Below are 15033 nucleotides of genomic sequence, written 5' to 3'. Positions count from 1 at the left end.
TTTGACATAATCTCATTATAAATGCTTAAAACCTAAATACTGTATTAAAATGTGATAATAATTAGTATGCATTTTATAGTAAAATGTAATATTAAATCTTTTCAGGAGGTAAAATTTTTACATAATCCTTTTATCTATTATTTTTATTTCTATTTTCTCCTGATCAATTTTCATTGACTCACCATATTTTCATTGTTGTTTACAGCTTATAAATTCTTTCATTCTTTAAAATAACTTATTTTATAAAATTATTAATCTTCTATCAATGTATTTGTACTTATTTTTAGCATTGTTCATAAACTAAGTTAAATTATAAGCTATTTAACCGTTATTTTATCTTATTTACAACTCAGAATTTTCATTTAAATAACACTAAAACATATTAACTTATTAAAACATAATATTTATCATGTTTGATAATATTTTTAATAAATCTGCTTTTAAAGGCTTTTAAAGAATTTTATACTAAAAATGAAAACAAATTTAGTTTAAGTAGTAGAGAAAAGGAAATTATCTTAGTTTGGGACAAAAAATTACATGATAATGAGTTAGTTAAAGAAAGAGCGAATTATGGGAAATTTGAGAAGATGAAGAACAAAAACCACTTATTGAATCTGCTGAAAAATTAATTGATTTAAATAAAAAATTAAATGAAGAGATTAATTCTTTTAAAAAATGGTTAATAAGGAATTTTAATGTTAATATAAATACAAAATTAAGTAAATATCACGAATTAACTGTTGATAAGTTTATTAAAGAGGTTAAAAAACAAAATAAACAGATTAAACGAAAAGAAGAAAATGGTCTTGAAAATGAATTCAATGATAGTTTAGCTATTTTGAATCCACTGCAAGTAGAGATAATATCTACAGAAAAAGAGATAAATAATTTAGTTTATAAAATTTATAATTTAAATGAAGAAGAAATAGCTATTATTGAAAATAAAGTGGACAACATATAGTACACAACTCAATGTCATCATCTTAGTTAAGATAGAGAATTAAATTGATAATATTGTAAATACACATTACAAGAATATATGGAGTTTTACTAATGAGAGTTAGAGAAAGTGGGATGCCTGAACAATTGTACTGGGAAAGTTTATTTGATATAGATTTAATAATGGAAAAAATGGATATTTCAAAAGATATTGATTTGTTAGTAGAGTTTGGTTCAGGTTATGGTACATTTACAATACCATCAGCTGGAAGAATAAATGGTAAAATTATAGCTTTAGATATTGATCTTGAAATGCTTAAGATTGTTAATTCACAGTTAGATTCAAACAATATTAAAAATGTGACCTGCCATAATAGAGATTTTATTACTGAAGGAACTGGGGTAAAAGATAGCTCAGTTGACTATGTTATGTTATTTAATATTTTACATCATTCCAAACCACAGGAAATATTAAATGAATCATATAGAATTCTTAAATTTAATGGTCGAATAGGTATAATCCATTGGAATTATGACTCTACAACTCCACGAGGACCTAATATGAGTATACGTCCAAAACCTGAAGATCTTATTAAATTAGTACAAACTATTGGATTTAAACTAAAAAAAGAAGATTTAGTTAATCTACCTCCATACCACTATGGAATCATAGCATACAAATAATGAAATTCTTTAAGTGTAAATTAAGGGTAAATGAAGTTTCATAATTTTTTTTAGCATGTTCTTTTTCAAATTTTCCAAATAGTTCATGAATTTCTTTAATAGATTTATTTTTCCATAAATCTTTTTTCTATTCAGTATAATCAAAGCTGTCTTTTTTATACTGGGTATGAATAGTTCAGTATCAATTTTTCCTAAGTTTTCAATCAAGGTTCATATATTTGCTTCAACAATTTCAGATTTCACTTAAACTCTAATTTAACAAAATCAATAGGATTATAATCGAAATATCATTATACAGTTAATACTTGCTAATTAATCAGAATTAATCAGTTATTTTATTTTTGATTTAACTTATTACTACAATAATGTTAATTTGCAAATATAAATTAAATAATTAAAACCTATTTTTTAATTTTAAAACAATATTTCTATATTTAAGTTATTATTCGATTATTTAATATTTTAAAAACATAATAACTATTATATTTATAATATTAGTACAGCACTATTCTTATTTTTTTTGTATACTATTTGCTCCTAATGAAAAGTTTTATATAGGTCTTCATATAATTTTATATTGTATTAAACTTCAATGTATAAGAAGTAAAATGCACTATTTAGGGAATATATTAATTCAAACAGTAAATGAACTATTGTACAATAACTATTAATTATAAACAAGTACTGTTTGATTAATATATTCTCAATTTAAACAATGAGGTGTAATTCATATGAAAGCAAAAGCACAAAAAATAGTAGATGGTGTATACTGGATAGGTGTACTTGACTGGGATTTAAGATCATATCATGGATATACTTTAGATGGAACAACTTACAATGCATATTTAGTATTTGGTGAAGATAAGGTAGCATTAATTGATAATGCTTATCCTGGTAAAACTGAAGAGTTACTTGCACGTGTAGAAGATGCATTTGAACAAGAGGGTAAAGAGGTTAATGTGGATGTAATTATTCAAAACCACGTTGAAAAAGATCACAGTGGAGTTTTACCTGATTTACATAGGAAATTCCCTGATGCACCTATTTATTGCAGTGAAATAGCTGTTAAAGGATTACTTGCACATTATCCTTCTCTTGAAGGATCTAACTTTGTCACTGTTGGAACTGGAGATGCTTTAGAACTTGGTGGAAAAACATTAGCATTCTTAGATGCATTCCTTCTCCATTGGCCTGATAGTATGTTCACTTTACTTGTTGAAGATGGAGTTTTATTCCCAAATGATGCATTTGGTCAACATTTATGTTTCTCTAAAAGATTGGACACTGAGATTCCAGAACATGTACTTATGGATGCAACTAAAAAGTTCTATGGGAATTTAATTGTGCCTTTATCTAAGTTAGTTCTTAAAAAATTCACTGAAGTTACAGAATTAGGCTTACTTGAGAAAATTAAGATAATTGCTCCTTCTCACGGTCAAATATGGACTGATCCAATGAAAGTTATTGGTGCATACAGTGAATGGGCTACTGGTAAAGCTAAAGACAAAGTAACTATTATTTATGATACAATGCATGGTTCTACTCAAACTTTAGCCCATGAAATAGCTGAAGGAGTTATAAGTGAAGGATATGATGTAGAAGTATTCTTTTTACACGAAGATGAAAGAAGTGAAATTGTTAAAAGTATATTAGATAGTAAAGCAATAGCTTTAGGTGCTCCAACTATTAATGATGAGCCTTTCCCAAGTGTAGGAGATATTTTATACTATCTTAAAGGTTTAAGATTCCAAAGAACTGGAATTGAAAGACCAGCATTAACTTTCGGTTCAATGGGTGGAAAAGGTGGAGCTCCAGAAAAATTAGCCGAAGAATTGAATGGAGCAGGATTTAAAGTAATCAATAAACAAGAAATATACTACCTACCAACTGAAGAACAAAAAGTAGATGCATTTGATTTAGGTGTAAAATTAGTAGAAGAAGCTAGAAAGTTATAATTTTCATGAAATATTTCAATAACTTTCAATTTTTAATAGCTTTTACTTATTTTTTATCTATTTATTCTTTATTTTATCTAATGAAAGCGTTTGTCATGTTTAGAATGTTTATTTTATGAAACAGTTTTTGATCAAACTTTTTTCAAAAGTTTGTCTATTTATTCTTTATTTTGATAATACCTGATCTTTTATTTTCTGATTAAATAGCTAATTTTGATACAATCGTGACATATTAGATTTATACATTAACTATTTATATTATCTTAAACAATAAATTTTAATATAATATTTTATTTCATGTTATGAAAGCATGTCATGTTTAGAATGTTTATTTCATGAAACAATTTTTGATCAAACTTTTTTCAAAAGTTTGTCTATTTATTTATTCATTTAAGGGTTAAACATGGACTTATCTATTATCATTGTAAACTACGGAACTTTTGATTTAACTAAAAATACTATTATTTCTGTTTTGAATCAGAACTTACCAATTGATTTTGAGATTTTTCTTGTTGATAATAATTCTCCTGATGATAGCTATTTTAAACTTAATGAATTTTTTTTAGAGGAAATTGAAAAAGGTTTAATCAAGCCAATAGTGAGTGATTTTAATAAAGGTTTTGCTTATGCAAATAACATAGCTATTAAAAAATCTCATGGAAATTACATCCTTCTTTTAAATTCTGATACTATTGTTAAAAAGGATACACTAATCAACTGTTACTCATACATGGTGAGGTCTCAAGATAAAAATATTGGTGCACTTGGTTGTAAGGTAGTTCTTGAAGATGGTAGTTTAGATAAGGCATCTAAACGTAGTTTTCCAGATCCCCTTAACTCTTTTTATCGTTTATTTGGTTTTGCTAAATTGTTTCCAAATAATGAGAAATTTAGTGAATACAATTTATCTAACTTAGATGATAATGGAATATATGAGGTAGATAGCTTAACAGGAGCTTTTATGCTTGTTAAACATGAAACTATTTCTGATGTTGGTCTTTTAGATGAAACATTCTTTATGTATGGTGAGGATATTGATTGGTGTTATCGGATTAAAGAAGAAGGTTGGAAAATTGTTTATTATGGGAAATCTGAGATAATTCATTATAAAGGATCAAGTAGTAAAAAGAAAAGGTCTAAATTAATTCATGAATTTTACAGAGCAATGTATATTTTCTATAATAAACATTATAAGGATAAATATTCAACTATAGTGAGATTAGTTGTGTATTTTGGAATATCGATTCTTTTTTTATTAAAATTATTCTTAAATTTATTTAAAAAGAATAATTGATAAAAATTAATAAGAGATTTATAAACCAACAAAAAATAATTTTTAATTATATGAAACAAACATTCCAAACTTTTAAAAAAAGTTTGATCAAAAGCTGTTTCCAAAAATAAAGCATTTTAAGCATTAATTATGCTTTTATTAATATGAAACAAACTTTTAAAAAAAGTTTGATCAAAAGCTGTTTCCAAAAATAAACCATTTTAATTATAAGGAATGCTTTTATTAATATTAACATATGGTAATAAAGTAATAATAAATTCACTATAAATATATTAATTAATGGTTATAATAAGAGATATAATATTAATTAATGATTAATATATATGACTAATAATTGATAATTGAATATAACTTGTGTAATTTTAATTATTTTATTAATTTTATACATTATATTAATTAAACACACGAACGAAATAACAGAGGAATAGCAATGATTAGACAAAACCAAAGACTTTTTAATCTTATTTTAGTATTTTTTGATATTTTGGTTTTAATCATTGCTTTACTTTTTGCTTGGACTGTAAGATTTAAAACCATACTTTTTGGTCCTATCGGATCTTATTTAGGCTTTGATAATTATTTGGTGTTGGTTATTCTTATAGTTCCTCTTTATTTAGCTAGTTACTATTTTTTTGGGCTTTATACTCCTTTTAGAGATAGGTCTAGTGTTTCATCAGAAACATTGCAGATTATTAAAGTGAATTTTATAGTTTTTATTATTTTAATAGCTGCTTTATTTATAACCAATAGACCAGATTATTCTAGATTGATGCTGCTCTTATTTGCTATTTTCACTACATTTTTTGCTTCATTAGAGCGCGGGATCTATGGATATTTATTAAAATTCATTAGATCTAAAAATTATAATTTAAAACATCTTTTAATTGTGGGAGATGGAGAATTAGCTACTAAGTTCGCAAATAAAATAGTTAAAAAGAAAGTTTTAGGTTATAAAATATCAGGATTTTTAGGGAAAAAGAAAAATTTAGGTAAAGAAATAGCTGGATCAAAAGTAAAAGGAGGTTTTGGAGATTTGGAGCATGTTTTATCTAAAAATATATATGATAGGGTTGTAATAGCTATTCCTTTGAAATATTATGATAAATTAAATTATTTAATTGATATTTGTGAAAGTCAAGGAGTTAAAGCAGAGATAATACCTGATTATTACAAATATTTACCTGCAAAACCTTCTGTTGATATGATAGACGAATTACCAATTATTAATGTTCGATATGTTCCACTTGATAAGTATTTTAATAAATTCCTTAAAAAATCTTTAGATTTAATCATAGCATCAATAGCTATTTTAATAACTTCTCCAATAATGATTGTAACAATAATAGCTATTAAATTAACTTCTTCTGGACCTCTTATTTTCAAACAAGAACGTATTGGTTATTGTAATAAACCTTTTATGATGTATAAGTTCAGAAGTATGAAAGTACAGGATCCAAATAAGGAGGTTTCACACTGGACTGTAGAAGATGATCCTAGAAAGACTAAAATTGGTTCATTTATTAGAAGAACAAGTATAGACGAACTTCCTCAGTTTTTTAATGTTCTTAAAGGTGATATGAGTGTTGTTGGTCCAAGACCTGAGCGACCATATTTTGTTGATAAATTTAGAAAAGAAATTCCAAAATACATGGTTAAACATCAAGTTAGACCAGGTTTAACTGGTTGGGCTCAAATTCATGGTTACAGAGGAAACACCTCTATTAAAAAGCGTATTGATTATGATATTGATTATGTGGAAAATTGGTATTTTGCATTAGACATTTTTATAATGTTTAAAACAATTACTAAAGGAAATCGTAATGCTTATTAAATTTTAAACTTTAATAAGCTTTAATAAGAATTATTACATCAAAAACATCAAAAAGGACAAATATAAGAATCATTATATCCAATATGGAAATTACTATATCCAATGGGAGAATTATTATATCCATGGGAGATACTGTCTAATGGGAGATTATTAATGAAAATAGCTATTGTTTCTGGAAAATCTGAAGGTCCAACAAAATTAAATGCATTTGACAATGCTTTAACTGAAGCAGGAATTGGGGATGTAAATTTAATTAAAGTTTCAAGTATGTTAGGGAAAAATACAGAAATAGTTGAACTTCCTAAGTTCAAGGCAGGTAAAATGGTTAATTGTGTTTTATCTTGTTATACTTCAGATAAAAAAAATGATACAATTTATGCAGCAATTGCTCTTGCCTTAGGTGATAATTTAGGTTGTGTTGTTGAAAAATCAGGAGTTGGCACTGATATGGATAAAGTAAATGATGATGTAATAGCTATGGTTGAATATATGATGAATGTACGAGATGAAAAGATAAATCAATTGATTGTTAAAAATATTGATCATAAAGTTGAAAATATTGGCTCTGTAGTTTCATCAGTAGTTTATTTAGATTGATAAAGGTTTTTTAATTCTTTTTTGATTGTAGATTTACAATAAAAATGCTTATCTTTATTTTAGCTATTTTAGATTATTATAAATCTATCATGGACTTCATTGTCCCTTTTTTAGGTTTTTTTATCTTTGAAATCATTTCTTTTATTTATTATATTTGGTATAATATAGGGGATTGTATTTATTTTATTTAATAAGTTTTTAAATAATTAATTAATAGTTATTAAGTTTTATTTTCATCAAATTGTAATCATAGTTCTTTGTTTTTCGCCACATTATTATTTTAAATTATAATATTATTATAATAATTATTTTTAGTAATATTAAAATAATAAGATTTATATATTATGTAATACTAATTTCCATTAACTAATGTTTTGATATTCATAAACGAAATTAATTAATATTTGATAGCTATTTCCTTGTTTTTCTAATAGATAGTTATAAATATTTAATATAAGTAATATTTATTATAATAATAGTCTAATATTTTTATAAAATAGAAATTTAGATATTATAAACAACATTATCTATCATTTATTATTAATAGTACTTATGAAACATTTATTAGTTTATTAAATCGATTTATAAGTCTCTTAGTTAAAAATGAAATTTATAATGAATTTTTAAAATATAATTTATTATTACTTTTCAAATGCTCTTGGAGTATTGATTTAAAGGTAAAATTTCAAATATATAAACAGAAGTAAAAAAAATGAGAGGGTTTTGTATGGATGAAAAAATTGCTGAAGAATATGCAAAAATCAAAGATCATCTTTCAGAAGAAGAATTTCTAGAAAAATTAGAAAATATGAAGAAAGATTATGAAAATGTAAGTTTTATGAATGATTTAGACATTGCAAGAATGATTGTGGGAACTTTTATTGATGAAGCAAACGAACATAAATCTGAAAGTGAAGAACATGCAATGGATAAAATAGCTAAATTAGAATCAGGTGCAGGTAATTTAAATATAATTGGTCGAGTAATGAGTATTTCCAGTCCTAAAAAATTTAAAAGTAGAGGTGGAAAAGAAGGAACATTATGTAACCTTACAATTGCTGATGATACTGGTGAAATAAGAATAGTTCTTTGGAGTGAAAATATAAAGCTTCTTAAAACATTCAACGAAGGGGATGTTATTAAAATAACTGGAGTAGATGTTAAAGATGGTTTTAGAGGTAATAAAGAAGCTCATATGCAAGCAAGATCTGAAGTGGAAGTATTAGATCCTGAAAATTACAAAACTTTCCCAGAATATGTGGAACCAATAACTCAAATTGGTGATATTATTCCAGATGAGAAAGTTAATATAATTGGAAGGATTACTAGAATTCCGCCAGTTAGAACCTTTGATAAAAATGGTAAAGAAGGTCAAGTAACTTCATTAGAACTTCAAGATCCAAGTGGAAAAGTTTCCTACACTTTATGGAATAATGACGTACAATTAATTGAAGATTTTGAGCTTAAAGAAGGAGATACAGTTAAAATCCTATCAGCTCAAGCAAGAGAACGAAATGATGAGATTTCTCTTTCCCATTGGGACAGTAGAATCGTTAAAGGAGATTTTGATGTTCCAGAATTTAAAGAAGAAGTTACAAAGATCATTGAGGCTCATGAAGCAAAAGATGTTACATTACTTGGAATTATTACAAAAATCCATGATACAATCTCTTTTGAAAGAGCAGATGGTACTTTAGGTTATGTTAAATCTATTGAAATGCGAGATGACACTGGAAATATTAGAGTAACTTTATGGGGTGATGATACAAAACGGGAATTTAATAAAGGAGATATTATTAAACTTGTAGGGGGGAATGTAGAGTTTGATGAATATGCTGCAACTGGATACAGAGTTAATACAAACTGGAACACAAATATAATAGTAGACCCTGATGAAGATAGTTCTCTCATTGATGTTTTAAAAGAATATCAAAATCAACTTGGACCAATTAAAATAGAATTTGTTCAAGATATTGAGGAGGATGGAGAAGAAATAGATGTGAGAGGAAGAGTAATCTCAATATCTGATCCAAGAGAATTCCAAAGAGATGATGGAAGCTCTGGACTTGTAAGATCCATAGACTTTTCTGATGGGACTGGCTTAATTAGAGTATCATTTTGGGATGATAAAGCACAGGACAACTTTGAACAGGGTTCTGCACTTTTACTTGAAAATGCAAGAACCAGACTTGGTTTATATGCTGTAGAATTAAATATAGGAAAAACAGCAAGAGTAATTAAGCTTAGTGATGATGAAGTTGAGGATCTTCCATCTTATGCCGAATTAGAAGAAATGATTTATGTAACCAAGAAAATTGAGGACTTACAAGAAGATGAGAGAAACATCCGATTACTTGCAAGGATAATAGATCTTCAAGAACCAACTGAATTTCAAAGAAGAGATGGAACTCCAGGACTTGTAAGATCAATTGAACTTGGAGATGAAACTGGATCAATTAGAGGATCTATGTGGGATGATAAAGCTGAAATAATGCTTGAATCAGGAGATCCTATTAAAATAGAAAATCCAAGAGTAACCTTTAGAAATGACCAATTAGAACTAAGTATTAGTAATAATACCAAATTATCCAAAGTAAATAAAGATGATTCTAAAGGATTACCATCTTTCGAAGAATTACAGGATATGTTATATGTATCTAAGTCTATCTCAGATTTAGAAGATGATGATAAAAATGTTAAAATTGAAGGTCGCCTTGATGGAGCATTTGGAAACAAAATACTCTCTGCAAGATGTCCGAGCTGTAATTCCAGACTTGAACAAGTAGACAATGAATATGTATGTGATTACTGTGGAGGGGACGTTGACAAGCCAAAATACCTTTTAATGGTTCCAGCAAGAGTAGAAGATGATACTGGAGATATACAAATAACTTTCTTCTCTAAATTAGCAGAAGAATTACTTGGAATGAAAACTGAGGAAATTGCAGCAATAATAGAAGACAGTGCTGATGAAGGGGCATTAGAAGGTAAAGTTGAAGATCTAAATGGAAGAGAAATAACAGTAATAGCTGATGTAAACTTTGATGAATACAGTGAAGAAATTAGATTGAATCCTAAAAAAATACTTTCAACTGCTTTATAATAGCTATTTTATGGTTTAAGATGGATTTTATTTAAAAATAATATGAATGAATTATTAGTACTAAAATATTAATTTAAGAATAATATGAATGAATTATTAGTACTAAAATATTAATTTAAGAATAATGGAGTGATTATAATGGTGGAACTTGAAGATTTGCCAAGTGTTGGTGAAAAAACTGCACAGAAATTAAGAGATGCTGGTTTTGCAGATATGATGAGATTAGCAACTGCTACAGCAAAAGAATTAGCAGTGAAAGCTGAAATAGGTGAAGGGGTAGCTGAAAAAGTTATTGAAGCTGCTCGTAAAGCTGAAAAAATCGATTTTGAAACTGCATTTGATGTAATGGAAAGACGAAAAGATGTTGGAAGAATAAGCACAGGAAGTACTGCAGTTGATGAGTTAATTGGTGGTGGAATTGAAACACAATCAATCACTGAAGTATTTGGAGAATTTGGGTCTGGTAAAAGTCAAATATCTCATGAATTAGCTGTTACTATTCAATTACCTGAAGATAAAGGAGGTCTTGAAGGTGAATGTGTATTTATTGATACTGAAAACACTTTTAGACCTGAAAGAATCGAACAAATATCTAACTATTTTGAACTTGATCATGAAGAAACTTTAAATAAAATTCATATTGCAAGAGCATTCAACTCTTCCCATCAAATTTTAATGGCAGAAAAAGTAAATGAACTTATTCAAAGTGGAACTAATATTAGACTTATCATTGTAGACTCTCTTATGGCCCATTTCAGAGCAGAATACATTGGAAGGGAATCATTAGCTACAAGACAACAAAAGCTTAATCAACATCTCCACACCCTCCAGAATATAGCAACAACTTATAATGTAGCTATTTTCCTAACTAATCAAGTTCAAGCAAGACCTGATGCATTCTTTGGAAGTCCAACCAAAGCAATTGGTGGACACGTTCTTGGACATGCATCTACTTACAGAGTATGGCTTAAAAAAGGACTTGCAGGTAAAAGAATAGCTAGACTTGTAGACAGTCCTCATCTTCCTGAAGGTGAATGTGTTTTCAAGATTACTAGTGATGGTGTTGTAGATTAAATTCTATGATTAATTTTATAGTTACACTTGAAATAGATGACTAGTAATTTTAATTATCTCTTTTCTTTTTTTATTTAATATTTTTATATCTTATCTAATATTAATAATTATCATGTACATTTATTTCATATACATGATTATTTCTAAATTGATTTAGTATTACTAAAATGTTGCTTATTAATATTATATTAATTTGTTTAAATTACCATAATCAATTATTTTAATATCATCAGACTTTTTGACTATATTTTTTGTATCAAATACAATAGGATTTTTCATTTTAACTTTCATTAATTCATAATCAAGTTCTTTAAATTCCTCATGGTCTGCTAAGATTAAACATAAACTTACATCTTCGATAACTTCTTCAAAGCTTACATAACTTGGATTTGTTATATGTGGATCATGTATTTTAAGCGAATATCCTTCTTTTTCAAGTAAATTTATTATTTTAATTGCAGGACTTTCTCTTAAATCATCTGTGTTTCCTTTATAGCTAGTTCCTAAAATAGCTATTTTTTCATCATTTTTTATAATCTTTTTCACATTTTCTACTACAAATTGTGGCATTGAGCTATTGATATCCCGAGCTCTTTTTATAAGTTTTGCATTTTCTGGATCTTCTGCATATATGAAGTATGGGTCAATAGCTAAACAATGTCCACCTACTCCTGGTCCTGGAGAGTGTATATTCACTCTTGGGTGTTTATTTGCAAGCTTAATTACATCTAATGCATTCACTCCAAGGGTTGAACATATTTTTGTAAGTTCGTTTGCAAGTGCAATATTCACATCTCTAAAAGTGTTTTCCATACATTTAGACATTTCAGCTGTTTTTGCTTCAGTTTTAAATATTTCTCCTTTAACAAATGTTTCATAAACCTTCGCAGCTTTTTCACTACATTTTGGAGTTATTCCTCCAATGATTCTGTCGTTGTTTACAAGTTCTTCTATTATTTTCCCTGGAAGTACTCTTTCTGGACAATGTGCAAGATATATGTCCTCTCCTATCTTAAATCCTTCTTCTTCAAATATTGGTTTAATATATTTATTTGTTGACATTGGAGCGATTGTAGATTCGATAATAACTATATTACCTTTTTTTATATATTGGATTATAGATTTACATGCTGATTCAACATAAGATAAGTCGCAACTATAATTTTTATTGTTTACAGGTGTTGGAACAGTGATTATGAAGACATCACTCTCTTGTGGACTTGCTGATGCTGTGTATTTTCCATTTGAGATAACTCTACTAATTAATTCTTGCAAGCCTTTCTCTTCAATATGAATTCTGTTGTTATTTAAGCTTTTAACAACTTCTTCATTTATATCTACTCCAACAACATTGCACCCATTATCTGCGAATAATCCTGCTGTAGGTAGACCAATATATCCTTGTCCAATAATACAAAGCTTCATAATCAATTCATCCTCTTCCAATATTTAATTAAATTTCTTTTTAAGATATTTTAAGAACTATTAAGACACTAATTTCCCAAAGTGATAAAATTTAAGAAAATCTTGGATTTTCTAACATTTTAAATTTAAAACGAATAAAAAATTTTATCTAACTTTCAAATCTTCGATTTAAAAGAATAAAAATTTTGTAAAATCTCCTCATAGGACTTAAATCCATTTTCATAGCTTAAAGTTTCTTGAAAAAATTTTTTATTTTTTATCACTTTTTGAAATCAGTGTACTAAATTTATATATGCATGTTTAAATATTATTATATATCGATTATTATTATATTTCTACATTCTTATTGATTTAATTAATTATTAATTTATGCAGTAATATTCATATTTTAAATTATAATACTCACTTAATCAAAACGATTAACGGATATTAAATTATAATAGCTATTAAGGTTAATTTTCAATTACTTCAGTAATTGAATTAATTTTATTAAAATGGGAAAGTATGAGTGCAGTTTTAGACACAATAATTTCAATTTTAGTCATGGTTCTTTTAGGGTATTTCCTTAAAAGAATTAAACTACTTGAATTTTCAGATGTAGGTAAACTTAACAATCTTGTCATTTATGTTGCAATGCCTGCAATGATTTTCATGGCTCTTTACACTTCAAATATAGGTTTTTTGCCTAAATTAGCTGTCATGCCACTTTTAGGTATAACTACAGGCACTATAACTGGAATTTTAGCTTTCACAGTCCTCACAATTGCAAAATTCTCTAAAATTAAAAAATGGAGTACTGTAATTACAGTTACACTTGGAAACACAGCTTTTTTAGGATTTCCTGTTATTATTGGAGTATTAGGACAAACTGGTCTGATTAGAGCTATTTTTTATGATATTGCTTCACTTTTAACATTTTTATCATTAAGTATCATTTTAATGATTAATTTTGGAGGGGAATTAAAAGAGGTTATTAAAAAAATAATTGGTTTTCCAACTTTATGGGCTGTTATATTAGGAATTTCTCTAAACTTCTTCTCTATTCCAATTGGTGCAGTTTTAACTAATGTTTTAACCTATATTGGTCAAGCAACAATTCCACTTGTAATGATTACCTTAGGTCTATCTCTTGATTTTAAAAGCCTTACAGAAAATATTAAGATTGCATCATTTGCATCATTCTTTAAATTGGTAGTATCACCAATAATAGGTTTTTTTGTGGCTTTAGCTATTGGATTATCTGGCTTAGAATATCACGTAGCAATAATCGAAGCAGCAATGTCTTCTGGTATGTTAAATTTAGTATTAGCTATTACTTATGATTTAGATGTTAAATTAACTTCTAATTGTCTCTTTATAACAATATTATTTAGTTTTATAACCTTGCCAATTATATTAACTATTGTTTAGCTGGGCAGTTTAAATTTATAAAGGATTTAAATATCACTGGATTTTTAAAAATCTATTATATTTAGGTGTTTTATTCCTTTTTGTGAAAAATCTACTTCACCCATAGTTATAAGGATCTTTTCATAATTATCTTTGATTTTCAACAAAGAATTAAATTATTTCACCCTTGTTTTCTCACTAGCAAGTAAATAAGATACTTGAATATATATTTGTAGATAGTATCTTTACCTATTAAATGTCTGATTTTTTTAAATATAATTCTCTTTTAATCATTTTAATCAAATGCAATTATTTTGAAATATTACATCTATAAATGTTTTTTTCATAAATTTTAAAAAGTAACATTGGTACATGATTATTTTCTAAAAATTCTAAAGATTACAATTATAGATGTAGTTTTCATGATATACAAAATTTTCCACCTAAAGATTTTAAAGATTTTAAAAAAAATATCAATCCCTTTTCATGTCCTGATTTTTTTTAGAATGATTTTGATTTTTCAAATTGAAAATCCCAATTAATTACATTCTCAATTTAATTACTATAATAATACTTTTAATTATATTTTTATTATTCTATTTAAACAGTTGAATTGTTTGTGTCAAAAAGTTGCCTCCTGAAAAATTGATTATTACTAAAATAATGATTTATCATAACATTTAGGTCCATTTTAATTCATCGTTCTGTCTTTCAATTATTGGTTTTAAATAAGACATAGCTC

The 15033-nt window shown here is 26.7% G+C and carries 11 protein-coding genes; 10 read left to right on the top strand and 1 reads right to left on the bottom strand.

Features of this window, described 5'->3' with window-relative positions; genetic code table 11:
• Nucleotides 1–413 precede the first annotated feature (413 nt).
• The 9 genes from MBFIL_RS10960 to radA all read left to right on the top strand — a co-directional run bounded on the left by MBFIL_RS10960 (nt 414) and on the right by radA (nt 11477).
• Nucleotides 414–629: a hypothetical protein gene (locus tag MBFIL_RS10960; protein WP_211261740.1), complete on the top strand. Its 216-nt coding sequence runs from the start codon at nt 414–416 to the stop codon at nt 627–629.
• A 209-nt stretch (nt 630–838) separates the two neighbouring features.
• Nucleotides 839–961, top strand: a complete 123-nt coding sequence (locus tag MBFIL_RS11135; protein ID WP_281192547.1) for a hypothetical protein — start codon at nt 839–841, stop codon at nt 959–961.
• 92 nt (nt 962–1053) lie between these two features.
• The gene (locus MBFIL_RS07755) at nt 1054–1623 is read left to right on the top strand and encodes a class I SAM-dependent methyltransferase (protein WP_066973261.1); all 570 of its coding nucleotides are present in this window, start codon (nt 1054–1056) and stop codon (nt 1621–1623) included.
• A gap of 731 nt (nt 1624–2354) precedes the next feature.
• Nucleotides 2355–3578, top strand: coding sequence for an FprA family A-type flavoprotein (locus tag MBFIL_RS07750; RefSeq protein ID WP_066973259.1), 1224 nt, complete (start codon nt 2355–2357; stop codon nt 3576–3578).
• Between the two features lie 403 nt (nt 3579–3981).
• Complete coding sequence (locus tag MBFIL_RS07745) at nt 3982–4872, top strand: glycosyltransferase family 2 protein (protein ID WP_066973258.1); 891 nt, start codon at nt 3982–3984, stop codon at nt 4870–4872.
• A gap of 430 nt (nt 4873–5302) precedes the next feature.
• Nucleotides 5303–6703 (top strand): undecaprenyl-phosphate glucose phosphotransferase, encoded by a 1401-nt coding sequence (locus MBFIL_RS07740; RefSeq protein ID WP_066973256.1) that lies wholly within the window; start codon nt 5303–5305, stop codon nt 6701–6703.
• A gap of 153 nt (nt 6704–6856) precedes the next feature.
• Nucleotides 6857–7300: a pyruvoyl-dependent arginine decarboxylase gene (locus MBFIL_RS07735; RefSeq protein WP_066973254.1), complete on the top strand. Its 444-nt coding sequence runs from the start codon at nt 6857–6859 to the stop codon at nt 7298–7300.
• Nucleotides 7301–8027: 727 nt separating this feature from the next.
• On the top strand, nt 8028–10403 hold the full coding sequence (locus tag MBFIL_RS07730) for an OB-fold nucleic acid binding domain-containing protein (RefSeq protein WP_211261739.1): 2376 nt from the start codon (nt 8028–8030) through the stop codon (nt 10401–10403).
• A gap of 138 nt (nt 10404–10541) precedes the next feature.
• Nucleotides 10542–11477, top strand: a complete 936-nt coding sequence (gene radA / locus MBFIL_RS07725) for a DNA repair and recombination protein RadA (protein ID WP_066973251.1) — start codon at nt 10542–10544, stop codon at nt 11475–11477.
• 183 nt (nt 11478–11660) lie between these two features.
• Here the strand turns inward: radA and MBFIL_RS07720 are convergent, their stop codons facing one another.
• Nucleotides 11661–12902: a nucleotide sugar dehydrogenase gene (locus MBFIL_RS07720; RefSeq protein ID WP_066973249.1), complete on the bottom strand. Its 1242-nt coding sequence runs from the start codon at nt 12900–12902 to the stop codon at nt 11661–11663.
• Nucleotides 12903–13406: 504 nt separating this feature from the next.
• On the opposite strand from MBFIL_RS07720, the gene MBFIL_RS07715 reads away from it, so the two are divergent.
• Complete coding sequence (locus tag MBFIL_RS07715) at nt 13407–14312, top strand: AEC family transporter (RefSeq protein WP_066973247.1); 906 nt, start codon at nt 13407–13409, stop codon at nt 14310–14312.
• The last annotated feature ends 721 nt before the right edge of the window (nt 14313–15033 follow it).

Source organism: Methanobrevibacter filiformis, from assembly GCF_001639265.1.
In the GTDB taxonomy this organism is placed as follows: domain Archaea; phylum Methanobacteriota; class Methanobacteria; order Methanobacteriales; family Methanobacteriaceae; genus Methanacia; species Methanacia filiformis.
The sequence above is the reverse complement of the archived record's forward strand: the minus strand, read 5'-3'. Positions and strand labels throughout refer to the sequence as shown.